The organism is Rhodanobacter sp. Root561 (genome assembly GCF_001427365.1).
Taxonomy (GTDB): Bacteria; Pseudomonadota; Gammaproteobacteria; order Xanthomonadales; family Rhodanobacteraceae; genus Rhodanobacter.
In genome coordinates, this window is sequence record NZ_LMGH01000013.1 from 263,809 (window position 1) to 285,170 (window position 21,362).

The following is a 21,362-nucleotide window of genomic DNA, read 5'->3' on the forward strand; positions in this document are numbered from 1 at the left end:
CGATGGGCATCGCCCGCCCTGCAACAAGAACACCACGCACACGATCCGGAGATTGTCATGAGCGATACCACCGCCCCCTGTACCCGCGCCGTGCGCGCCGGCATCGAAAGCGACACCCAGCACGGCGCCGTGGTGCCGGCCCTGCATCTGTCGACCAACTACAGCTTCGCCGGCTTCGGTCGCAAGCGCGCCTATGACTACTCGCGCAGCGGCAACCCCACCCGCGACCTGCTCGGCGACGCTCTGGCCGACCTGGAGCAGGGCGTGGGCGCGGTGGTGACTTCCAGCGGGATGTCGGCGGTGGCGCTGGCGCTGGAACTGGTGCCGGCCGGCGCCACCGTGCTGGCGGCGCATGACTGCTATGGCGGCACCTGGCGCCTGCTCGATGCGTGGGCGAAGAAGGGCCGCTTCACCGTCGAGTTCGCCGACCTCACCGATCCGGTGTCACTGGCCGCCGGCCTGGCGCGCAAGCCGGCGCTGGTGTGGGTGGAAACCCCGTCCAACCCGCTGCTGCGGATCACCGACATCCGCCACGTGGCGCAGGCCGCACATGCGGTCGGTGCGCTGCTGGTGGTAGACAACACCTTCCTCTCGCCGGCGCTGCAGCAGCCGCTATTGCTCGGTGCGGACGTGGTGGTGCATTCGACCACCAAGTACATCAACGGGCACAGCGACGTGGTCGGCGGCGCCGTGGTGGCGCGTGATGCGGCGGTGTTCGACCAGCTGAAATGGTGGGCCAACTGCAACGGCCTCACCGGCGCGCCGTTCGACAGCTACCTCACCCTGCGCGGCCTGCGCACGCTGGGCGTGCGCCTGCGCCAGCACCAGGAAAGCGCCGCCCGCATCGCCGAGCGGCTGGAGGCCAACGTGGCCGTGCGCACCGTCTATTACCCGGGCCTGGCCAGCCATGCCGGCCACGTGCTGGCGGGGCGCCAGCAACAGGGCTTCGGCGCCATGCTGAGCTTCGAGCTGGACGGCGACGTGGCCCAGGTCGAGGCCTTCGTCGATGGCCTGCAGTATTTCTCGCTGGCCGAATCGCTGGGCGGCGTCGAGAGCCTGGTCGCCCATCCGGCCAGCATGACCCACGCCTCGATGGCGCCGGAGGCGCGCCGCACCGCCGGCATTTCCGACAGCCTGCTGCGGCTGTCGGTGGGCATCGAAGATGGCGACGACCTGCTGCGCGATCTGGACGCGGGGCTGCAGCGCGCCATCGCCGTAAAGACGTCCAAACGCCGGGTGCCTGCATGAGCGCCGTGCTGGCCGAGCCGGCCCTGCATCCGCGGCCGGAGTCCGCGCCTGCGATCGCTGTCGTCCTGCTGGGCACCGGCGTGGTCGGCGGCGCCTTGCTGAAGCTGCTGAACACCTCGTCGGCCAGTGCCCTGCGGCTGGTCGGCGCGGCCAATTCGCGGCGCCAGCAGACCGAGCCGACCCGGCTGGCCCAGCGCAACCTGCGCGAACAGCTGAACCAGCACGGCGCACCACGCGACGATGCCGGCCTGCTGGCGGCGCTGGACGCCAGCGGCGCGCCGGTCAGGGTGATCATCGACGCCACTGCCAGCGCGACCCTGGCCACGCGCCATGCCGAATGGCTGGCGCAGGGTTACCACGTGGTCACCGCCAACAAGGCGCTGGCCGGCGGCGAGCTGTCCGGCTGGCGCGCGCTGCAGACCGCGCTGGCGCAGGGGGGGCGCTACGGCGACTCGGCCACCGTGGGCGCCGGCCTGCCGGTGCTGTCGACCTTGCGCCGGCTGCGCCATTGCGGCGACGCCTTGCTGACCCTGGAAGGCGTCTTCTCAGGCTCGCTGTCGTGGCTGTTCAACCAGTACGACGGCAGCCGCCCGTTCTCCGAACTGCTGCGCGAGGCGCGCCAGCTTGGCTATACCGAACCCGACCCGCGCTCGGACCTGTCCGGCGAAGACGTGGCGCGCAAGCTGCTGATCATCGCCCGCAACGCGGGCTACGCCCTGGGCACCGACGAGGTGCAGGTGGAAGGCCTGGTGCCGCCGTCCTTGTGCGCGCTGGACACCGAGGCGTTCATGGCGCGGCTGGACGAACTGGACGCCGCACTCGCCACGCGCTGTGCCGAGGCCAGCTCGCACGGCTGCGTGCTGCGCTTCCTCGCCCGCCTGAACCAGCGCGGCCAGGCCCGCGTCGGCCTGACCGAAGTGCCGCTCACCCATCCCGCCGCGCGCCTGTACGGCACCGACAACCAGTTCGCCCTCACCACCACCCGCTACAACACCCAGCCGCTGGTGATCCAAGGCCCGGGCGCCGGCCCGGAAGTAACCGCGCAGGCCTTGCTGGGGGACGTGCTGGCGCTGGGTTGAGGTCGCTCAGCTTGCCGGTGCGGCGATTGCCTCGACCTGGATGCGCAAGGTCACCGTCATGTCGAAACCGTAGGCCTTGCCTGCGTCCATGCCGTACGCGTCGCGCTTGAACGTGGCCAGCGCATCGGCACCGCAGACCTCGCGCTTGAACATCGGGTGCGGCATGCACTTGAAGCTGTTGATCTTCAGGTCCAGCGGATGGGTGACACCGTGCAGGGTCAGCTGACCGCTGACCCGGGTCGGCGCGCCGTTGACGAAGTCGACCAGCTTGCCGGTGTAGTGCGCCTGCGGGTACTTCGCCGTGTCGAACAGTTCCTCGCCCTGGGTGCCGGCGTTGAGCCGGTCCTGGCCGAAGTCGGCGCTCTTCATGTCGACGGTGACGTCCACCGTGCCGGTGCCGGCGGCCTTGTCCAGCATCACCGTGCCGCTGCTGTGGTTGAACTTGCCGCGCCACACCGACAACCCGCCCATGTGGTCGGCCTCGAAGCTGGGATAGGTGTGATCGGGATCGATGTTGTACTTGACCGTGGCGGCGCTGACCGCCGAGCCGAAGGCGAGCAGGGCGGCGAAGCACAGCGTGTTGAGCGAACGACAGGCCTTGGGTGACATGGGTGATTCCTCGGGTTGGGCGGCGTGGCGGTTTGCGCGGGTCTGCCATGGCGACGAATGGCCACGGGCATTTTCGACATGGGCGCGGCACAAAAACAAAAACGCGCAGCCGATGGCTGCGCGCTGTGGTGGAACGAAGGGGCCGTTTTCAGTGCCCGGTGACCCGCTCGGCGGTTTCCTCGTCCGGCGGCACCAGCGGCGCATCCGGATCGTCATGCGCTTCCATCCGCGCCGCCTCCACCGACGGCGTGCGCCAGCCGGACTTCACGCCCCACAGGTAGAACGCCAGGCCGATCACCGCGACCAGCAGCAGGTCCCAGCCGTACGGCAGGTAACCCTTGCCGCCGAAGGTGGTGCTGCCGGCCCACGACACCGCGGCCAGCGCGGGCAGGTAGCAGACCAGCCACCAGGCGCCCTTCATCTGGCGGCCGAAGTCGTGCCAGCCGGCCTTGGCCTGGTAGTAGAAGTACACCGGCAGCGCGACCACCATCAGCAGGATGATCTCGCCGGTCAGCGGCCACTTCGCCCAGTACAGCAGCTCGGTCGACATGATGAAGGCGATGCCGGCCAGGATCGGCAGGCCGGACAGCCGGAACGGACGGTGCAGTTCCGGTGCGGTGCGCCGCAGCGTCATCACGCTGACCGGACCGGTGAGGTAGGAGATGATCGTGGCCACCGAGATCACCGCCGCCAGCGAACCCCAGCCGCGGAAGAAGAACAGGAACAGGAACGACACCGCCAGGTTTACCCACATCGCCGGGCGCGGCACGCCCCACTTCGGATGCACCCGGCCCAGGATCTTCGGCAGCGTGCCGTTGCGCTCCATGCCGTAGAGCATGCGCGCGGTGGTGGCGGTGTAGGTCATGCCGGTGCCGCTGGGGCTGATCACCGCGTCGATGAACAGCAAGGTTGCCAGCCACTGCAGGCCCAGGATGATCGCCAGATCCGCGAACGGCGACGAGAAGTCGATGCCGTGCCAGCCCACGTTGGCCAGCATCTCGCGCGGCACCGCGCCGATGAACGAGACCTGCAGCAGCACGTAGACCACGGTGGCCAGCGCGATCGAGCAGACGATCGCGAACGGAATGCTGCGACCCGGGTTGCGCGCTTCGCCGGCCAGGTTCACCGGGCTCTGGAAACCGTTGAAGCTGAACACGATGCCGGCGATCGCCACCGCGGTGAGGATCGACGGGAAATCGGTCTTGTGCAGCTCGCCGTGGATGCCGACGCTGAAGTTCTCCGGGTGGAAGCCGGTCATCATCAGCAGCACCGCGGTGAGCGCGGGGATGACCAGCTTGAACAGCGTGATCGCCGTGTTCGAGCGGGCGAACAGCTTCACGCTCCAGAAGTTGAATAGGAAATACATCACCACCAGCGCGGCGGCGATCAGCAGGCCATTGGTGCTCAACTCACCGTGACCACCGGGCACCGAGTGATACAGATCCTTCGCCCACTGCCACTTCCACGACGACATGTACTGCGCCGACGCCTCGGCCTCCACCGAGATCACCGAGACGATCGCGATCCAGTTCGCCCACGCCGCGATGAAGCCGACCAGCGAGCCGTGCGAGTAATGACCGTAGCGCACCATGCCACCGGACTCGGGGAACATCGCGCCCAGCTCGGCATAGGTCAGCGCAATCGTCATGATGATCGCCGCGCCCAGCACCCACGCCCAGATCGCGCCGGGGCCGGCGATCTGCGCGGCGCGCCAGGCGCCGAACAACCAGCCCGAACCGATGATGGAGCCCAGGCCGGTAAGCATCAGGGCGAATGGGCCGACGTCGCGGCGGATCGCGCGTTCTTGGGTCATGAAGGGTTCCCGTGGCGGCGCGGAGCACGCCGTAAAGGGGGCGATGGTTGCAGAATCGGGCGGCGGATGTCACCTGTCGGTGGTCATGAAGCCTGTTTTGCTCCCTTTCCTGGGGGAAAGGAAGGCTCTTGATCCGGCTTCTTGAGCCGCTGCGCGTCGGTTGTTATCGCAATGATCGAGAGCCGAAGCTTTCGGGTGCCTGCGGCACCCGAAAGCCCTTCGCTTTTGTCGGCGGAAATTCCGCGACTCAGCCTCAGCACTCGATGACGTTGACCGCCAACCCGCCGCGCGAGGTTTCCTTGTACTTGTCCTTCATGTCGCGCCCCGTATCGCGCATGGTCTTGATCACCTTGTCCAGCGACACGCGGTGCTTGCCGTCGCTCTTCAGCGCCATGCGGCTGGCGTTGATGGCTTTTACCGAGCCCATCGCGTTGCGTTCGATGCAGGGGATCTGCACCAGGCCGCCGATCGGGTCGCAGGTGAGGCCGAGGTTGTGTTCCATGCCGATTTCGGCGGCGTTCTCGACCTGCATCACGTTGCCGCCGAGCGCGGCGGTGAGGCCGCCGGCGGCCATCGAGCAGGCGACGCCGACTTCGCCCTGGCAGCCGACTTCGGCGCCGGAGATCGAGGCGTTTTCCTTGTACAGGATGCCGATGGCGGCGGCGGTGAGCAGGTATTCGATGATGCCTTCGTCGTCGGCCTTGGGGCAGAAGCGCAGGTAGTAGTGGCCGACCGCGGGGATGATGCCGGCCGCGCCATTGGTGGGTGCGGTGACCACGCGGCCGCCGGCGGCGTTTTCCTCGTTGACGGCCAGTGCGTAGAGGTTGACCCAGTCGAGGATGGTCAGCGGATCTTTCAGCGCGGCCTCGGGCTGGTTGCGCAGGTCTTCCAGCATCGCCGGTGCGCGACGGGTCACTTTCAGGCCGCCGGGCAGGGTGCCGGGTGAGCGCAGGCCGCGTTCGACGCAGTCCTTCATCGCCTGCCAGATGGTCAGCAGGCCGGCGCGGGTTTCCGCCTCCGGGCGCCACACGCTTTCGTTCGCCATCATCAGTTGGGCGATGGTGAGCTTGTGCTGCTTGCACAGCGCCAGCATTTCGTCGCCGCTGGTGAACGGGTAGGGCTGGGCGGTGGTGTCCGCCACGATGCGGTCTTCGGCCGCCTCGTCGGTGTTGACCACGAAGCCGCCGCCGACGGAGTAGTAGTCGCGGCTGGCCAGTTCGTTGCCGTCGGCGTCGTAGGCGGAGAAGCGCATGCCGTTGGTGTGGAACGGCAGCTTCTGGCGCTTGTTGAAGACCAGGTCGGATTTCTCGTCGAACGCGATCTCGTGGCTGCCGAGCAGGCGGATGCGACCGGTGCCGCGGATGCGCTCCAGCGCCGCGGGGATCTGGTCGGCGTCGACGGTGTCCGGATGCTGGCCCTCGAAGCCCAGCAGCACGGCCTTGTCGGTGCCGTGGCCGCGGCCGGTCATCGCCAGCGAGCCGTACAGCTCGGCGCGTACCCGGGTCACGCGGTCGAGTACGCCCTTCTCGTCCAGCCAGCGCTCGGCAAAACGCGCGGCGGCACGCATCGGGCCCACGGTGTGCGAGGAGGAGGGTCCGATGCCGATCTTGAACAGGTCGAATACGCTGACGGCCATAAGTGCGCTGCTTGGGTGTGGGTTGACCGGTTATTCTACGCGGCGTCCCCAGCCATTCGCAGCCGCATGTCTGACCTGATCCTGTACCAGCGTGATTATTGTCACTTGTGCGACCTCGCCCTGGCGGTGATGGCCGAGGCGCGCGCGCCGGAGTTCGACAGCGAATGGGTGGACGATTCGGCCGAACTGGAGCAGCGCTATGGCACCCGCGTGCCGGTGCTGCGCGATACGCGCGACGGGCGCGAGCTGGACTGGCCGTTCGATGCGGCCGCGGTGCGCACGTTCCTGGCGAAGTGAGCTCCCTCCCCTGCGCAGCAGGGGAGGGTAGGGGTGGGGTTCGCTCTTGATCGTGGTTGCAAAGTCAAAAGCCTAACCCCCTCCCAACCTCCCCCTGCAAGCAGGGGGAGGAGCAAAGCGGCTACCCGCGCCGGCTTTTCAAGCGCTTCAGGATTTCCTCGCGCGCCTCGCGCAAGATCGAATCGCGATCTAGGCTGGCCACGATGTCGGCGACGGCGCGTTTGGCGCCCGCTTCGCCCCAGGACTTTCCGCCGACCAGATAACGCTCCGCGGCGCGGCCGATCAGCACGGTGGCGTACCAGCCTAGCGCGCCCTGCGCCGCGGCGGTGACCACGACGGACAGACCGGCGCTGACGCCTTTCAAGGCCGAGGCGACCAGTTGCATGCCCCAGATCGCGCCCATCAGGGCAGCCAGCTGGGCGGAGATCACCGCGACCAGCCGGCCGGATTCGGCGCGGGTCAGCGGCAGGCCGTAGACGCGTGACAGTTGCACCACCATCGCCGCATCCAGTCCCGCGGCGGCCAGCAGGTCGGCGACCGGGATCGGGTTCAGCGCGACCGCGACGCCCTTGGCGATGCAGTAGTGATGGATCAGTTTTGCCGCCACCGCCTTGCGGGTTTCGGCGATGCGCGCGCTGACCTGGTCGGTGAGCCGGCCGGCGTACAGGCCGGCGTTGATCGCCGACAGCGTCTTGCCTTCGCGGGCGGCGATCGCCAGCAGGCGCTCGCGCAGCGCGGCGACGTCCGGCGTGCGCGCTTGCTCGCGTTGCTGTTCGTGGCCGCGGGCGTCGACTTCGACCACGCGTTGCGGGGCCGGGTGGGCCGCTACCGCCAGCACGTCTTCGGCGCGCACCAGCCCGGCCACGCGCAGGCGCAGGTGTTCGAGCAGGCCGTCCAGTTCGTCGCGGCCGTAGCGGTCGGCCTTGTTCAGCGCCAGCAGCAGCGGGCGCTGGGTCGCGGCGAGATTTTTCAGCGCGTCGAGTTCTTCGCGGGTAAGGTCGCCATCGCAGACGAAGATCACCAGGTCGCTGACCTCGGCCACCTCGAACGCGAGTTTTTCGCGGGCCTCGCCGTCGAGTTCGTTGATGCCGGGCGTGTCGATCAGCACCAGGCCGTCGTGCTGGGCCTCATCGAGCAGGGCGTGCTCGGCATCGGTGGTGGTGCCGTGCAGGACGCCCACGGTGAACGCCTCGCGGCCCAGCAAGGCATTGCCCAGCGCCGACTTGCCCGCGGAGACGCGGCCGAACACGGCCACGTGCAGTTCGCCGCGCTGGAGCTTGTCCAGCATCTGCTCGATGCGGCTGAAATCCGCGGCCAGTTCGCTGCGTACCGACGCCGGAATGCCCGGGTCATCCAGCAGGGCGCGCAGGCTGTCGGCCACCTGGGCGGAGCCGGCGTTCGCGCGCGCAGGCGGCGTGGTGGCCCGTTCGGCACGGCCGCTGCCGACCCATCCGCGCAAGCGCCGCCACAGGCTGTCGTTCGGCATCGTGCGGCTTACTTCGCCGCCAGCTGCAGATGCGCGGTGACCTTCACGTCGCCGCCGATCACCGAGGTGTCGGCGTAATCACCGGTGCCCACGCCGAAGTCCAGCCGCTTCACCGTGCCGGCCACGTCCAGCGTGGCGCCGCTGGCCTGCGGCTTGAACGTCACGTCCAGGCTCACCGGCTTGCTGATACCGTGCAGGGTGAGCGTGCCATCGGCAATCACCTTGCTGCCGACCTGGCGGAAGCCGGTGGTGACGAAGTGTGCCTTGGGGAATTTCGCCACGTCGAAGAAATCCGAGCCGGGCAGGGCGCTGTCGCGATCGCTGTCGCCGGTCTTCACGCTGGCCAGGTCCACCTCGACGTCGAACTTCGAGCTGGCGAGGTTCGCGGCGTCGTAGCTGATTGCGGCGGTCCACTGGCCGAAGCGGCCGTCGAATGATTCGCCCTGGAAGGTGTTGCTGAAGCCGAGCGTGCTGGACGCCGGCTGCACGGTGTAGTCGGTGGCCGCGGCGATGCCGGGCAGGGCGAGGGCGAGCAGGATGGCGAATCGTTTCATGAGCGGTCTCCTTCGGAAGTCGGACGGCCAAATGGCAGCATCCGGCGCAGCACGTTGTCGTTGTCGAACACATGATGCTTCAGCGCGGCGCCGACGTGTGCCACCAGCACCAGGATGAGGAACCAGAACAGGTACTCGTGCACGCCATGCGCGAAGTGGCGCAACTCGTCGTTCTTCGCCGCCAGCGCGGGCAGGTTGAACTGCTTGAACCATTGCAGCGGCTTGCCGGTGACCGAGTTGAACCACCAGCCGCTGAGCGGAATCGCCACGATCAGCAGGTACAACAGCGCGTGCACGATGCGCGCGCTCCATTGCTGCCAGCGCGGCGCCGCCTCTTCCAGTGGGCGACCGTCGCGCCAGCGCCAGAGCACGCGCAGCAGCACCAAGGCCAGCACGGTGAGGCCGATCGACTTGTGCAGGGCCAGCCAGTTGATCTTCTGCATCGGCGAGTGGGCCAGGTCCATCAGCAGGCCGAACGTGCCGTTGCCGAGGATCGCCAGCGCGATGGTCCAGTGGAAGAACTTCGCGACCGAGCCCCATTGGCGTTCGTTGCTGCGCAGGCTCATGGATTCTCCTTGTTGGATGGCATGGCGTGGTCATCACGGACGGCCTCCAGCTCCAGCCACACGCTGACCTGCGCGCCGATCGAGTTGGGGTTGGCGGTGATGCCGTAGTCGTTGCGGTCGAGCATCGCGGTGGCCGAGAAGCCGATGACTTCATGGGTTTCGTAAATCGTCCTGGCCGCCCGGTTGAAGGTGAACGCCAGGTCCAGCGGCCGGGTGACGCCGTGCAGGGTCAACTGGCCATGCAGCACGCCGTGCCGCTCATCCTTGCGCTCGACACCGGTGCTGACGAAATGCGCCTGGCGCCGGCGCGCGCAATCCAGCAGGGACGACTTGCACACGGCCTTGTTCCAGTCGGCATCGCCCATGTCGACACCAGCCAGGTCGATATCAAGCTCGGTCGCGGCGCTGCTCCAGTCCTGCGGATCGAAACGCAGCCAGCCGCGCGCGATGTGCAGCCGTCCGAACGGCCGCGAGTAGCCGTTGTGGCTGATGCTGAAGACGACCTGGCTGTGCACAGTGTCATAACGCCAGGTATTTTCCGCGGCACGCGCCGCCGCCAGCGGCAACAGCATTGCCGCAAGGCACCACAGCCAGCGGGTTGGGCGCAAGCAGGACATGGGGCGAAGTCTGGCCGATCGGCGGCGCGGCTGCCAGCATCAGGGGGTGAACGGTGGGTTTCTCTGGTGATCCCACGGAGGCGGGTGAGGGGCGTATCCTGCGCCCGGCTTCGGTTGGAACGAGGCGATGCCTGCTGCCCCCTTGTAACGGCGCCCCGCGCGTTCCTCATTCCGACGAAGGTGGGAATTGCGCTTGATGCTTTTCCGCGCCCTTGTGCATCAGAGCAGAGCTTTCGTCCTCCTACGGAGGGCGAGTCACTTTCTCTTTGAGTGGCCAAAGAGAAAGTAACCCAAGAGAAAGGCCACCCCGCTTCCGCGCCTTGCGGACATCCTGTCCGCAAGCCCGCTACGCGGCCTGTCGCCCCCGCCTCGCCGCTGCAGAGGGGCCCCGGGTAGAGCGACGCGCATCCTGCGCGTACTTTTCAGAAGAGCCGGATCAAGAGCAGAGCTGCGGCGACCCGGAGCTTTTGCCTAGGCTCTGGTTTTTGCCTTTGCTTTTCAGCTTCATCACCGAGTGCGCGCTTGGAGCGCGCTGCTTTACCCGGGGCCCCTATGGCGCGGCGGGCGGGCGGAGGAAAGGCCCCGCAGGGGTGGCCGGCAGGGATGCCGGCCAGTTCGACGTCAGTCCATGGATGGACTGTCGGCGAACCCCCGTAGCCCGCCCGCGCACCTGGAGGGCAGGATGCCCGGAAGGCGCGCCATCGGGGTGGCCTTCTCTTTGGGTTACTTTTCTCTTGGCCACACAAGAGAAAAGTGACTCGGTCGCCGCAGGCGATCGACCGCTCTGCACTTGAGCTCTTGCATTCCGGCCTTCGCCAGAATGACTAGGGTGGAGGTGCGCCCCCAAAGATGTGCGAGCAGATATTCGGCCAGATGCGGTGCGCAGTGGCGGCGCAAAAAGTGCGAGCTTGCGAACAGGCATCGTGCAAACGCGCAGCGCCCCGATGGCGACTCAGAACGTGCGCTGCACCGAGTAGTCGGCCAGGGTGGCCAGCGCGTCGCGGTGCGCCGAAGGCGCGAGGATGGCCAGCGCGTCACGCGCTGCGTCGGCATGCTGCAGGGCGCGCTCGCGGGTGCGCTCCAGCGCCCCCGATTCGCCGATGGCGGCGATGATGCGGTCCAGCGAATCGAGACCGCCGTGTTCGATCGCGTGACGCAGCGATTGCGCCTGTTCCGGGCTGGCTCTTTCCAGTGCGTAGATCAGCGGCAGGGTCGGCTTGCCTTCGGCGAGGTCGTCGCCGATGTTCTTGCCCAGGGTGCCGGCGTCGCTGGTGTAGTCGAGCAGGTCGTCGGCGATCTGGAAGGCGTAGCCCAGCTCCATGCCGTAGCGGCGCAGCGCGGCGATCTGGTTTTCCGGCAGGCCGCCGAGGATGCCGCCCAGTTCGGTGGCGGCGGCGAACAGCACGGCGGTCTTGCGTTCGATCACGGCGAGATACGCCGCCTCGCTGACGTCGGCGTTGCCGATGTTGAGCAGCTGCAGCACTTCGCCTTCGGCGATGGTGTTGGTGGTGTCGGCAAGGATGCGCATGATGCGCATGTCGTCCAGTTCCACCATCAGCTGGAACGAGCGCGAGTACAGGAAGTCGCCGACCAGCACGCTGGCGGCGTTGCCCCACAGCGCGTTGGCGGTCTTGCGGCCGCGGCGCAGGTCGGATTCGTCGACCACGTCGTCGTGCAGCAAGGTGGAGGTGTGGATGAACTCGATGATCGCGGCGAGCTTGGTGTGGTGCTCGCCGCGGTAGCCGGCAGCGCCGGCGGCCAGCACGTGCAGCATCGGGCGCAGCCGCTTGCCGCCGGAGGCGATGATGTGGTCGGCGATCTGGTTGATCAGCACCACGTCGGAGGACAGCCGCTGGCGGATCAACGCGTCGACCCGCTGCATGTCGGCGGCGGCGAGGTCGCGCACCTGGGCGAAGTCGGCGGGTCGGGGAGCGTCGGCGGGCATCGAATTCATGGAGGCATCACAGCGGCGTAGACCGCGATTATACGGGCTGCAGGAACCTGCGCCGCGACATGTCGCCGCAAACGGGTGACAAGGCCTCCCCTTATAATGCCGGCCATGACTTTCTCGATGTCCGACTTCCGGTGAGCAAACTCTCGCGTCCCGAACTGCGCAGCGCGCTGACCCTGGCCTGCGTGATCAGCCTGCGCCTGTTCGGGCTGTTCCTGATCATGCCGGTGTTCTCGCTGTACGCGAAGACGATGCCCGGCTCCACCGGCTTCATGATCGGACTGGCGCTGGGCGTCTACGGCATCGGCCAGGTGCTGCTGCAGATCCCGCTGGGGCTGCTGTCCGACCGCATCGGACGCAAGCCGGCGATCACCCTGGGCCTGATCCTGTTCGCCATCGGTGGACTGATCGCGGCGATGTCGCACACGCTCACCGGCATCGTGATCGGTCGCGCGGTGCAGGGCATGGGTGCGGTGGCGGGCGCCGGCATCGCCCTGGTGGCCGACCTCACCGCCGAGGAGAACCGCGGCAAGGCGATGGGCATCATCGGCGTGTCGATCGGGCTGGCCTTCCTGCTGGCGCTGATCCTGGGGCCGCCGCTGGAGGCGATCGCCGGGCTGCCCGGCCTGTTCGGCGCCACTTCGATGCTGGCCTTGCTGTCGCTGATCCTGCTGTGGCTGATCGTGCCCACGCCGGAACGTGCGCGGGCGCCCGCCGCGGCGGGCTTCGGCGCCGTGCTGGCGATGCTGCGCGATGGCCGCATGCTGGTGCTGAACGGCTCGGTGTTCTTCCTGCATGCGCTGCTCACCGCCAGCTTCGTGGGCCTGCCGCTGCTGCTGGCGAACACCTTGCACCTGCCGGTGAGCCGGCACTGGGAGTTGTACCTGCCGGTGATGACGGTGGCGGCCTTCGTGATGGGCGCGAGCCTGCACCACATGCGCGAGGTGGCCCAAAGCCTGCGCATCGTGATGGTCTGCGTGGTGGCGATCGGGCTGGCCCTGCTGGGTTTCGCGTTCTCGGGCAGCCACCTGGCCGCGTTCGGCGTGGCCGCCGCGGTGTTCTTCTCTGCCTTCAACCTGCTGGAGGCCGCACTGCCCAGCCTGGTCTCGCGGCTGGCGCCGGAGCATTTGCGCGGCGCCGCGATGGGCGCGTACTCGACCAGCCAGTTCATCGGCGCCTTCGTGGGCGGCACCCTGGGCGGCATGGCGCTGGGCCGGCTCGGGCCGGATGGCGTGTTCGTCTGCGCCGCGGCGTTCACCGTGCTGTGGCTGCCGCTGGTGATCGCCGGCGCGCGCCGGATGGGCCGCCAGGCCGCAGGCGAAGCCCAACCCGCGTAGCGGCCATCCCGGCACCGCCGGCGTTCGGACTGCGCCGGGTTTGCAATGACGGATCGGCGGCCCAATGATGTTGCCACGGCGACTTCGCTGCATGGAGTACCGCTCCGATGGCTCATGAAATCATCGCGCTGATGGCGCAATACGGCGTGCTGCTGGTGTTCCTCAATGTGCTGGTGACCCAACTGGGCGCGCCGCTGCCGGCGGTGCCGACCCTGGTGGTGGCCGGTGCGCTGGTGGCCGGCGGGCAGCTGAGCGTGGCTGCGGTGTTGCCGGTCGCGGTGGCCGCCGCGCTGCTCAGCGACGCGGTGTGGTTTGCCGCGGGGCGGCGTTACGGCGGCGGCGTGATGCGCCTGCTGTGCCGCATTTCGCTGTCGCCCGATTCCTGCGTGGAGCGCTCCGAGCTGCACTTCCAGCGCTGGCGCGGACAGATCCTGCTGATCGCCAAGTTCGTTCCCGGGCTGGCCACGGTGGCGCCGCCGCTGACCGGTGCGATGGGCCTGCCGCTTTCCAGGTTCCTGCTGTTCGACGGCATCGGCTCGGCGCTGTGGGCCGCGGTGGCGATCGGGCTGGGCTATGCGTTCGCGGCCCAGATCGACGACCTGCTGGCCGCGATCGCCAACGCCGGCACGCTGGCGCTGGAGGCGATGCTGGTGCTGCTGGCGCTGTACGTGCTGGCGCGCTGGTGGCAGCGCCGGCAGTTGCTGCGCACGCTGCGCATGGCGCGCATCTCGGTGGACGAACTGCATCAGGCGATGCAGTCCGCCCGGGCGCCGGTGGTGCTGGACGTGCGGGCGCCGGGCTCGCGCCTGCTCGATACCCGGATGCTGCCCGGCGCCCTGCTGCTGGACGAGCACGGCATCGACCGCAGCGTGAACGACATCCCGTTCGACCACGAACTGGTGGTCTACTGCAATTGCCCCAACGAGGTCTCCGCCGCCCGCGTGGCCAAGGTGCTGATCGGCCAGGGCTACCGGCGGGTGCGTCCGCTGCTGGGCGGGCTGGAGGCCTGGGACGCGGCCGGCTACGGCATCGAGCGGCTGCCGCCGCCGTCCGGGATGGCCGACCCGCAGACGGCCGATCTGCCGGCCTGAACTTCCGCCCGGGGCAGACAGCCCGCCCCGGCGCGGGCGTACGGATTTCCGGGCCGGGGCGGTGGATTCGTCCCGCGGCGCAGGTATCATGGCCAGCCAGTTTCATCACTCCGCCCGCAACCCATCGAAAAATTTGCGGCCGGCTCAACCGAGGACACATCCATGGCACGTGGCGTCAACAAGGTCATCCTGGTCGGCAACCTGGGCTCCGACCCCGAACTGCGCAGCACCGGCAGCGGCACCAGCATCTGCAGCTTCAGCCTGGCCACTTCCGAATCCTGGACCGACAAGCAGTCCGGCGAGAAGCAGGAACGCACCGAGTGGCACCGGATCAAGATCTTCGGCCGCCTCGGCGAAATCGCCGCCGAGTACCTGAAGAAGGGTCGCCAGGTCTACATCGAAGGCTCGATCCGCACCGACAAGTTCACCGGCAAGGACGGCGTCGAGAAATACTTCACCGACATCATCGCCAGCGAGATGCAGATGCTGGGCAGCAACGAAGGCGGCGGCGGTGGCGGTGGCTACCAGCGCGAGCGTCCGCAGAGCGGCGGCCAGCGCCAGGGCGGCGGCAACTACGGTGGCGGCCAGTCGCAGTCGCGCGGTGGCGACAACTACGGCAACCAGTCGCGGCAGGCGCCGGCTCCGGCCGACAGCGGTTTTGCGGACGACGAAATTCCGTTCTGATCCGCGCCACCCTGCGGCAAGCCGGAAAGCCCATGCACTGCATGGGCTTTTTCTTTGCGCGGCGCGGCTCACCTGTCGTTGACCCGGCCTGCGCATACTCGGCGCGAATGGCCACAGATCCTGCGCATGCGAACGTTCCCGACCCGCGAATCGAAACGCGTGCGATGGGTCTGGTCCATGTCAGCGATGCGCAGCCGGGCCTGAGCCGGCGACGGCGGGGTAAGGGTTTCAGTTACCACGATGCGGATGGCCGGCCGGTGACGGATCGCGACGAGCTGGTACGCATCCGCGCGCTGGCGATACCGCCGGCGTATACCCGCGTGTGGATCTGCAGCCATCCGCGCGGCCACCTGCAGGCCACCGGCTACGACGCCCGCGGGCGCAAGCAGTATCGCTATCACCCGCGCTGGCGCGAGTACCGCGACCTGGGCAAGTTCGACCGGATCATGGCCTTCGGCAAGGTGCTGCCCGCGTTGCGCCGGCGCGTGCGGCGGGACCTGGCCGTGGACGGCCTGCCCCGCGACAAGCTGCTGGCCCTGCTGGTGCGCCTGCTCGACGACACCCTGATCCGCATCGGCAACGACTGCTACACCCGCGACAACCGCAGCTACGGGCTCACCACCTTGCGCACGCGCCACGTGCGCGCGCAGCGCGGGCGGCTGCGCTTCGCGTTCCGGGGCAAGAGCGGGCAGGAGCGCGAGGTGGAGCTGGGTGACCGGCGACTGGTGCGGATCGTGCGCCGCGTGCAGCAACTGCCCGGGCAGCGACTGTTCCAGTACATCGATGACGATGGCCAGCGCCAGCCGGTGGATTCGGGGATGGTCAACGACTATCTGCATGCGGCCTGCGGCAATGGCCAGGAGCATGAATTCAGCGCCAAGGATTTCCGCACCTGGGGCGGCACCGTGCACGCGGCGCGCATCCTCGCCGGCACGCCTGTGCCGCGCAAGGGTGGCGAGCAGGCGCGCCGCAGCGCACTGGCGAAAGCCGTCGCCGAGGTCGCCGCGATCCTGGGCAACACGCCGGCCGTGTGCCGCGGTTCCTACATCCATCCGCGCGTACTGGAAGGGTGGCTGGACGGCAGCCTGCAACGGGCGATTCCGCCGGCCGTCGCGGCGCATCCGCGCCAGCTGGAGCAGCGGGTGCTGCGCTTCCTGCGTGCCGGTTAGCTTCGGCTTCCAACAGGGGCTCGCACGGTCGACGCGTTGAAGCCGCGCCGTTGGCGGCTCAGGGCTGCGGGCTGGGGCTCGTCGGCGAACGGTCGTCCGGACGCGCCTCCTGGTGGGTGATGGCCAGGTAGAACCCGGCAGCCAGCACCGCGATCAGGCCCAGCAGCAACACCCGCAAGGCCACTCGCCGGCGATTCATCGCGTCGCTCCGGTTTGCCGGGCCAGCGCGGCCAGGGCCAGCGCCACCTGGTGCAGGTCGGCGACCAGTTCGAGGTAGGCCGCGTGGCGGCGCTCCTCGCGCGGCATCCGCAGCACCGCCGACGGATGCCAGGTGGCCAGTCCGCGCACCGGCGAGGCCAGGTCGCGCCATTGCCCCCGCTGCGTGCTGATGCGGAACGCATTGCCGAACAGCGTCTGCGCCGCCATCGCGCCCAGGCCCACGACCAGGCGCGGCTGCACCCGGTCCAGTTCCGCCGCCAGCCATTGGCGACATGCGGCCTGCTCGGCGGCGTTCGCGCGCTTGTGCAGGCGCGCCTTGCCGCGCAGCTCGTACTTGAAATGCTTGACGGTGTTGGTGAGATAGAGCGCCCGGCGATCGAGCCCCGCCTCGGCCATCGCCCGGTCGAGCAGTTGCCCTGCCGGCCCCACGAACGGTGCGCCGGCCAGGTCCTCCTGTGCGCCGGGCTGTTCGCCGATCAGCATGGCTGGCGCGCGGGCCGGCCCCTGGCCGAACACGGTCTGCGTGGCATGGCGCCACAGCGGACAGTCGCGGCAATCCGCCGCCTTGCGACGCAAGGTCGCCAGGCGGCCCGTGGGCACGTGCTCGACGGGTTTTGCCAGCGCAATCACGAGCGGAACCCCATCGGCAGTGAGATCGACATGTCGCTGTGCCCGTGCAGGTCGGGGATACGAAGCTTCCGCGCCACGGTCGCCGCGGCGCGTCCGCACCATCGCAGGCCACCGGTGCATGGGCTGTCAACGCGCTCGGCGCCTGCACCGGTCACGTGCTGCTCACGGCAAGGCGACATCGACTGTACGGCCCGTCGAACATGCTGCGGCTTTCGATCATGGAGCACGTCATGTCTTTCAATCTCACCGGTCGCCGCATCGCCATCCTCGCCACCGACGGCTTCGAGCAGTCCGAACTGACCGAGCCGAAGCGCCTGCTGGAACAGGCCGGCGCGCAGACCGACGTGATCGCGCCCGGTGGCGCCAGCCGGATCAAGGGCTGGAGCAAGGGCGACTGGGGCGAGCAGGTGGCCGTGGACGTGGCGCTGAAAGACGCCACGCCCGAACCGTACGACGCGATCGTGCTGCCCGGCGGCGTGATGAACCCGGACAAGCTGCGGCTGGAACCGGCCGCCATCGCCCTGATCAAGGCCTTCGACGACGCGGGCAAGCCGGTGGCGGCGATCTGCCATGGGCCGTGGACGCTGATCGACGCCGGCCTGGTCAGGAACCGCCAGGTCACCTCGTGGCCCTCGCTGCGCAAGGACCTGGAAAATGCCGGCGCGCACTGGCAGGACAGCGAAGTCGTGCGCGATGGCCAGCTGATCACCAGCCGCAAGCCCGGTGACATCCCGGCCTTCGCCGACGCCATCATCGACGCACTGAGCGCCACCGCGTAGGGCCATTGCCGAAGGCGGGATTCAGCCGAGCTTGTCCATCACTTCGTCGAGGTTCTGCCGCAGCTCGTCGATGCTTTCCCACGGATCGCTGCGCAGCCGCGCCAGCCGTTTCGGCGTGGAGTGGATGTCGAAGTCATGGCCGCTTTTCAGCTTGCCCAGTTCGTTCCAGCGCAGCGGCATCGCCACCGGCGCGCCGGTTCGCGCGCGCAGCGAGTACGAGGCCACGCTGGTGGCGCCGCGGCTGTTGCGCAGGTAGTCGATGTAGATCAGGCCGCCCCGCCGCGCCTTGCTGGCGGTGGCGATGAACTCCAGCGGATGGGCCTGCGCCAGCGAGCTGGCGAAGGCCTGGGCGAAGCCCTTTGCCTGCGGCCATGGACAACCGGGGTTGAGCGGCACCACCACGTGCAGGCCCTTGCCGCCGGTGGTGCGCAGGAACGATTCCAGCCCCAGTTGCGCCAGCAGCTTGTGCACCAGCCGCGCGGCGGCCACCACGCGATCCCAGGCCACGTCCTCGCCGGGGTCGAGATCGAACACCACGCGGTCGGCCTTGTCCGGCTGCGCGATGGTCGCGCCCCAGGGATGGAATTCCAGCGCGCCGAACTGCACCAGTTCGATCACCGAATCGGCATCGCGCGGATAGATGTAGGTGGCCTGGGCGCCGGACTCTTCCTTCAGCTTCGCGCTGCCCACGTGCTTCAGTCCCTGGATCATGTGCTTCTGGAAGAAGCAGGCCTTCTCGGTGCCTTCCGGGCAACGGATCACCGAGGTGGGCCGATCCACCACGCCGGGCAGGAACCATCTCATCACGCTGGCGTAGTAGTCGGCCACGTCCTGCTTGGTGATGCCGTCCTCGGGATACACCACGCGATCGGGGTGGGTGATGGTGATGTCGGCGGCCCTGGCGCGCTTGCGACGAGTGGACGTCCTGGCGGCGGGCGCGGAAGGGGTGCGGTCGGAGTCGGTCAGGTCGGCGGCGGTCTTGTCGGTACGCATGGTCTTCAGGCTCGGTTGGCGCAACAGGTTCTTGTTGCCGATGCCGCGGTAATACACCTCGGCCACGGCCTTCGGCTCGACCCAGTGCGCGTCGCGCAGCAACGGGTCGATCGCGGCGAGTTTCACGGTGGGCTTCCTGCTGCCCTTGTCGGCAAGCGTCTTGCCCAGTTGCCGCAGTTGTTCGTCGCTGAAGCCGGTGCCCACGCGGCCCACGTACACCCAGCCGTCCTTCACCGACGGGTCGGGCCTGGCCAGCAGCAGCGAGCCGAAACCGCTGCGGCTGCCCTTGGGCGGCGTGTAGCCGACCACCGCGAACTCGTCGCTTTCCAGCCGCTTGATCTTCAGCCAGTCGTCGCCGCGGCCGGGCCGGTAAGATGAATCCACGCGCTTGGAGATGATCCCTTCCAGCTGCTGCTCGGTGGCCATCCGGAACGCGCCTTCGCCGTCACCGATCGCATGGCTGCTGAAGGCCAGGTGTTTCGGTGCGTGGGCCAGCAGCTGCTGCAGCAGCTCCTTGCGCTCCAGCAGGCTTACCCGCGACAGGTCGCTGCCTTCGAGGTGGGGCAGGTCGAACAGCATGTAGACCAGCGGCAACTGCGCCTCGCCGGACAGCGTCGCCTGCAGGCCGTTGAAGTCGCTGTGCCCGCGCGGATCGAGCGCGATCAGTTCGCCGTCGAGCCGGGCGGATTGCAGCCCCAGTGATTCCAGCGCCTGCACGATGTCGGGCAGGCGATCGTTCCACGCCAGCGCATTGCGCGACCACAGCCTCACCTCGCCGTCGGCGATCGCGGCAAGGATGCGGTAGCCGTCCCACTTCACCTCGTGCAGCCATTGCTCGCCCTCGGGCGGAAACTCGCGCAGGCGCGCCAGCTCGGGCTTAAAGAACTCCGCGCCGGGCGTGGCCGGGCGCGCGCCGTCCAGCGCGGCGGCGGCCTTCGCCAGGCGCAGCCGCGGCAACTTCCTTCCTTTCGGCACGGCCTTCCTGCGCGCGGTGGACTTTTTCGCTGCCGCCCGGGTGGCCGGCGTTTTCGCGGCGGCGCGGGTGCTGCGGGTCATCTTCGCGTCGAGCAGGTCGTCCGCTTCCACGTCGCCGGCGAACGCGTCTTTCGCCTTGATCAGGAACCACGCGGGCTGGCGCTCCTTGCGCCCGCTTCGCACCAGGTGCCAGCCACCCTTGAGCCGCTTGCCGAACAGCTCGAAGCGCAGGTGACCCTTCAGCAACTGCGCCTCGGCGTCGCCCTCGGTGGTCCACACGCCCAGATCGAACTGGTCGACGTGGCCCTTGCCGTAGCCGTGTTCGATGTCGCCCTCGAAACCCGCGTAGGAAATCGGGTGATCCTCCACCTCCACCGCCAGGCGTTTCACCTCGGGGTCGTAGCTGGGGCCCTTGGGCACCGCCCAGCTCTTCAGCGTATCGCCGACCTGCAGGCGGAAGTCGAAATGGCGGCGGCTGGCGTGATGCAGTTGCACCACGAAGATGGCCCGGCCGTTGGCCTTGCCCGGTGCGTTGTCGGCCGGTTCGCGCGTCTTCGAAAAGTCACGCTTGCGCTGGTAATCCCGCAGGTTGCCCATGATCGCTCCGGGTCAGCTGGTCGGTCCGCCCATCACCGGCAGCACTGCGCCGGAGATGTAGCTGGCGCACGAGGGCGCGGCGAGAAAGACGTAGGCGGGGGCGAGTTCCTCCGGTTGCGCGGGGCGACCCATCGCGCTGGACTTGCCGAACTCGCGCACGCGTTCGGCCGGCTGGTCGGCGGGATTCAGCGGCGTCCACACCGGGCCGGGCGCGACGGCGTTCACCCGGATGCCGCGCGACACCATGTTCGAGGCCAGCGCTTTGGTGAACGCGTGGATGCCGCCCTTGGTCATCGAATAGTCGAGCAGCTTGTCATTGCCGAACAGCCCGGTCTCCGAACCGGTGTTGATGATCGAGCAGCCGCTGCCCAGGTGCGGCGAGGCGGCCCTGGCCATCTGGAAATAGCCGTACAGATTGGTGCGCAGGGTCTCGTCGAAATGCGCGTCGGTGATGTCCTCGATCGAATCGGCGTGTTCCTGGAACGCGGCGTTGTTGACCAGCACGGACAGCTTGCCGAACGCCTTCACCGTCTTCGCCACCGCCTTGCGGCAGAACGCCGGGTCCCTGACGTCGCCCGGAATCAGCAGGCAACGCTGGCCTTCGCCCTCGACGTAGTCACGGGTTTCCTCGGCATCGGCATGCTCGCTCAGGTAGACGATGGCCACGTCGGCGCCTTCGCGGGCGAACAGCACCGCCACCGCCCGCCCGATGCCGGAGTCGCCGCCGGTGATCAGGGCGGACATGCCGGCCAGCTTGCCCGAGCCGGCGTAGTTGGGCGCCATGAACTGGGGGCGCGGGTCGAGGTCCTGTTCGCTGCCAGGCTTTTTCTGGTGCTGCCGCGGCAGCGGGTTTGCCGGCTTCTTCGTTGTGGCCGTCGGCTTTTGCGGAGCTGCCTTCTTCGACGCCGGACCCTTGGACGCCTTCTTGCGCTGGTCGTCGCGATCGGTCGCGGCCTGGATCGCACGCTGGCGCTCCACCGTCGCCCTGGCCGCTTTGGCGGTGCGCGTGGTTGCTGCCATGGTTCGGTACTC

At 68.4% G+C, this 21,362-nt stretch carries 20 protein-coding genes; 8 read left to right on the top strand and 12 right to left on the bottom strand.

Going from position 1 to position 21,362, the window contains the following annotated elements; all coding sequences use genetic code 11:
* Window positions 1–57: 57 nt before the first annotated feature.
* The gene (metB, locus tag ASD55_RS13400) at window positions 58–1,248 is read left to right on the top strand and encodes a cystathionine gamma-synthase (protein ID WP_056766815.1); all 1,191 of its coding nucleotides are present in this window, start codon (window positions 58–60) and stop codon (window positions 1,246–1,248) included.
* Window positions 1,245–2,327 (top strand): homoserine dehydrogenase, encoded by a 1,083-nt coding sequence (locus ASD55_RS13405; protein ID WP_056766817.1) that lies wholly within the window; start codon window positions 1,245–1,247, stop codon window positions 2,325–2,327. The genes metB and ASD55_RS13405 overlap by 4 nt, the downstream gene beginning before the upstream one ends.
* Before the next feature lie 6 nt (window positions 2,328–2,333).
* Here the strand turns inward: ASD55_RS13405 and ASD55_RS13410 are convergent, their stop codons facing one another.
* The 3 genes from ASD55_RS13410 to ASD55_RS13420 all read right to left on the bottom strand — a co-directional run bounded on the left by ASD55_RS13410 (window position 2,334) and on the right by ASD55_RS13420 (window position 6,385).
* Window positions 2,334–2,936 carry a YceI family protein gene (locus ASD55_RS13410; RefSeq protein WP_082542783.1) on the bottom strand — a complete coding sequence of 201 codons (603 nt, stop codon included), beginning with the start codon at window positions 2,934–2,936 and terminating at the stop codon, window positions 2,334–2,336.
* A 148-nt stretch (window positions 2,937–3,084) separates the two neighbouring features.
* Window positions 3,085–4,749, bottom strand: coding sequence for an APC family permease (locus ASD55_RS13415; RefSeq protein ID WP_056766818.1), 1,665 nt, complete (start codon window positions 4,747–4,749; stop codon window positions 3,085–3,087).
* Between the two features lie 253 nt (window positions 4,750–5,002).
* Window positions 5,003–6,385 carry an L-serine ammonia-lyase gene (locus ASD55_RS13420; protein WP_007807684.1) on the bottom strand — a complete coding sequence of 461 codons (1,383 nt, stop codon included), beginning with the start codon at window positions 6,383–6,385 and terminating at the stop codon, window positions 5,003–5,005.
* 66 nt (window positions 6,386–6,451) lie between these two features.
* Between ASD55_RS13420 and ASD55_RS13425 the strand changes: the two genes are divergently transcribed.
* Window positions 6,452–6,682 carry a glutaredoxin family protein gene (locus ASD55_RS13425; protein ID WP_056713862.1) on the top strand — a complete coding sequence of 77 codons (231 nt, stop codon included), beginning with the start codon at window positions 6,452–6,454 and terminating at the stop codon, window positions 6,680–6,682.
* Window positions 6,683–6,803: 121 nt separating this feature from the next.
* Here the strand turns inward: ASD55_RS13425 and ASD55_RS13430 are convergent, their stop codons facing one another.
* The 5 genes from ASD55_RS13430 to ASD55_RS13450 all read right to left on the bottom strand — a co-directional run bounded on the left by ASD55_RS13430 (window position 6,804) and on the right by ASD55_RS13450 (window position 11,859).
* Window positions 6,804–8,168, bottom strand: a complete 1,365-nt coding sequence (locus tag ASD55_RS13430) for a GTP-binding protein (protein WP_056766820.1) — start codon at window positions 8,166–8,168, stop codon at window positions 6,804–6,806.
* A gap of 8 nt (window positions 8,169–8,176) precedes the next feature.
* Window positions 8,177–8,722, bottom strand: coding sequence for a YceI family protein (locus tag ASD55_RS13435; RefSeq protein WP_056766822.1), 546 nt, complete (start codon window positions 8,720–8,722; stop codon window positions 8,177–8,179).
* On the bottom strand, window positions 8,719–9,288 hold the full coding sequence (locus ASD55_RS13440; RefSeq protein WP_056713855.1) for a cytochrome b: 570 nt from the start codon (window positions 9,286–9,288) through the stop codon (window positions 8,719–8,721). The genes ASD55_RS13435 and ASD55_RS13440 overlap by 4 nt, the downstream gene beginning before the upstream one ends.
* Window positions 9,285–9,905, bottom strand: a complete 621-nt coding sequence (locus tag ASD55_RS13445) for a YceI family protein (RefSeq protein WP_056766824.1) — start codon at window positions 9,903–9,905, stop codon at window positions 9,285–9,287. Before ASD55_RS13445 ends, ASD55_RS13440 begins: the two co-directional genes overlap by 4 nt.
* 952 nt (window positions 9,906–10,857) lie before the next feature.
* Window positions 10,858–11,859 carry a polyprenyl synthetase family protein gene (locus ASD55_RS13450; RefSeq protein WP_056766825.1) on the bottom strand — a complete coding sequence of 334 codons (1,002 nt, stop codon included), beginning with the start codon at window positions 11,857–11,859 and terminating at the stop codon, window positions 10,858–10,860.
* Between the two features lie 131 nt (window positions 11,860–11,990).
* Here ASD55_RS13450 and ASD55_RS13455 point away from each other — a divergent pair, with 131 nt between their 5' ends.
* The 4 genes from ASD55_RS13455 (at window position 11,991) to ASD55_RS13470 (ending at window position 16,137) form a co-directional block, all read left to right on the top strand.
* A complete protein-coding gene (locus ASD55_RS13455) occupies window positions 11,991–13,193 on the top strand; it encodes an MFS transporter (RefSeq protein ID WP_056766827.1) in 1,203 nt (400 codons plus the stop codon).
* Window positions 13,194–13,300: 107 nt separating this feature from the next.
* A complete protein-coding gene (locus ASD55_RS13460; RefSeq protein ID WP_056766829.1) occupies window positions 13,301–14,284 on the top strand; it encodes a DedA family protein/thiosulfate sulfurtransferase GlpE in 984 nt (327 codons plus the stop codon).
* Between the two features lie 162 nt (window positions 14,285–14,446).
* On the top strand, window positions 14,447–14,968 hold the full coding sequence (gene ssb, locus ASD55_RS13465) for a single-stranded DNA-binding protein (RefSeq protein ID WP_056766831.1): 522 nt from the start codon (window positions 14,447–14,449) through the stop codon (window positions 14,966–14,968).
* Between the two features lie 107 nt (window positions 14,969–15,075).
* Window positions 15,076–16,137 (top strand): DNA topoisomerase IB, encoded by a 1,062-nt coding sequence (locus ASD55_RS13470; RefSeq protein ID WP_056766832.1) that lies wholly within the window; start codon window positions 15,076–15,078, stop codon window positions 16,135–16,137.
* Between the two features lie 58 nt (window positions 16,138–16,195).
* On the opposite strand, the gene ASD55_RS18495 is transcribed toward ASD55_RS13470, so the two are convergent.
* Together ASD55_RS18495 and ASD55_RS13475 are read right to left on the bottom strand one after the other, a co-directional pair.
* Entirely contained in the window at window positions 16,196–16,336 is a 141-nt protein-coding gene (locus ASD55_RS18495) for a hypothetical protein (RefSeq protein ID WP_157599006.1), read from the bottom strand.
* Entirely contained in the window at window positions 16,333–16,986 is a 654-nt protein-coding gene (locus ASD55_RS13475; RefSeq protein ID WP_056766834.1) for a UdgX family uracil-DNA binding protein, read from the bottom strand. Before ASD55_RS13475 ends, ASD55_RS18495 begins: the two co-directional genes overlap by 4 nt.
* A gap of 230 nt (window positions 16,987–17,216) precedes the next feature.
* On the opposite strand from ASD55_RS13475, the gene ASD55_RS13480 reads away from it, so the two are divergent.
* Window positions 17,217–17,765 (top strand): type 1 glutamine amidotransferase domain-containing protein, encoded by a 549-nt coding sequence (locus ASD55_RS13480; protein ID WP_056767000.1) that lies wholly within the window; start codon window positions 17,217–17,219, stop codon window positions 17,763–17,765.
* A 21-nt stretch (window positions 17,766–17,786) separates the two neighbouring features.
* Here the strand turns inward: ASD55_RS13480 and ligD are convergent, their stop codons facing one another.
* The gene (gene ligD / locus ASD55_RS13485) at window positions 17,787–20,330 is read right to left on the bottom strand and encodes a DNA ligase D (RefSeq protein WP_056766836.1); all 2,544 of its coding nucleotides are present in this window, start codon (window positions 20,328–20,330) and stop codon (window positions 17,787–17,789) included.
* A gap of 12 nt (window positions 20,331–20,342) precedes the next feature.
* Window positions 20,343–21,350, bottom strand: coding sequence for an SDR family oxidoreductase (locus tag ASD55_RS13490; protein ID WP_056766838.1), 1,008 nt, complete (start codon window positions 21,348–21,350; stop codon window positions 20,343–20,345).
* Window positions 21,351–21,362 lie beyond the last annotated feature (12 nt).

Excerpts from the sequence above, each read along its gene's own strand:
- metB (WP_056766815.1), top strand. The coding sequence starts at position 58 with ATGAGCGATACCACCGCCCCCTGTACCCGCGCCGTGCGCGCCGGCATC.
- ASD55_RS13405 (WP_056766817.1), top strand. The coding sequence starts at position 1,245 with ATGAGCGCCGTGCTGGCCGAGCCGGCCCTGCATCCGCGGCCGGAGTCC.
- ASD55_RS13410 (WP_082542783.1), bottom strand. The coding sequence starts at position 2,936 with ATGTCACCCAAGGCCTGTCGTTCGCTCAACACGCTGTGCTTCGCCGCC.
- ASD55_RS13415 (WP_056766818.1), bottom strand. The coding sequence starts at position 4,749 with ATGACCCAAGAACGCGCGATCCGCCGCGACGTCGGCCCATTCGCCCTG.
- ASD55_RS13420 (WP_007807684.1), bottom strand. The coding sequence starts at position 6,385 with ATGGCCGTCAGCGTATTCGACCTGTTCAAGATCGGCATCGGACCCTCC.
- ASD55_RS13425 (WP_056713862.1), top strand. The coding sequence starts at position 6,452 with ATGTCTGACCTGATCCTGTACCAGCGTGATTATTGTCACTTGTGCGAC.
- ASD55_RS13430 (WP_056766820.1), bottom strand. The coding sequence starts at position 8,168 with ATGCCGAACGACAGCCTGTGGCGGCGCTTGCGCGGATGGGTCGGCAGC.
- ASD55_RS13435 (WP_056766822.1), bottom strand. The coding sequence starts at position 8,722 with ATGAAACGATTCGCCATCCTGCTCGCCCTCGCCCTGCCCGGCATCGCC.
- ASD55_RS13440 (WP_056713855.1), bottom strand. The coding sequence starts at position 9,288 with ATGAGCCTGCGCAGCAACGAACGCCAATGGGGCTCGGTCGCGAAGTTC.
- ASD55_RS13445 (WP_056766824.1), bottom strand. The coding sequence starts at position 9,905 with ATGTCCTGCTTGCGCCCAACCCGCTGGCTGTGGTGCCTTGCGGCAATG.
- ASD55_RS13450 (WP_056766825.1), bottom strand. The coding sequence starts at position 11,859 with ATGAATTCGATGCCCGCCGACGCTCCCCGACCCGCCGACTTCGCCCAG.
- ASD55_RS13460 (WP_056766829.1), top strand. The coding sequence starts at position 13,301 with ATGGCTCATGAAATCATCGCGCTGATGGCGCAATACGGCGTGCTGCTG.
- ssb (WP_056766831.1), top strand. The coding sequence starts at position 14,447 with ATGGCACGTGGCGTCAACAAGGTCATCCTGGTCGGCAACCTGGGCTCC.
- ASD55_RS13470 (WP_056766832.1), top strand. The coding sequence starts at position 15,076 with ATGGCCACAGATCCTGCGCATGCGAACGTTCCCGACCCGCGAATCGAA.
- ASD55_RS18495 (WP_157599006.1), bottom strand. The coding sequence starts at position 16,336 with ATGAATCGCCGGCGAGTGGCCTTGCGGGTGTTGCTGCTGGGCCTGATC.
- ASD55_RS13480 (WP_056767000.1), top strand. The coding sequence starts at position 17,217 with ATGTCTTTCAATCTCACCGGTCGCCGCATCGCCATCCTCGCCACCGAC.
- ligD (WP_056766836.1), bottom strand. The coding sequence starts at position 20,330 with ATGGGCAACCTGCGGGATTACCAGCGCAAGCGTGACTTTTCGAAGACG.
- ASD55_RS13490 (WP_056766838.1), bottom strand. The coding sequence starts at position 21,350 with ATGGCAGCAACCACGCGCACCGCCAAAGCGGCCAGGGCGACGGTGGAG.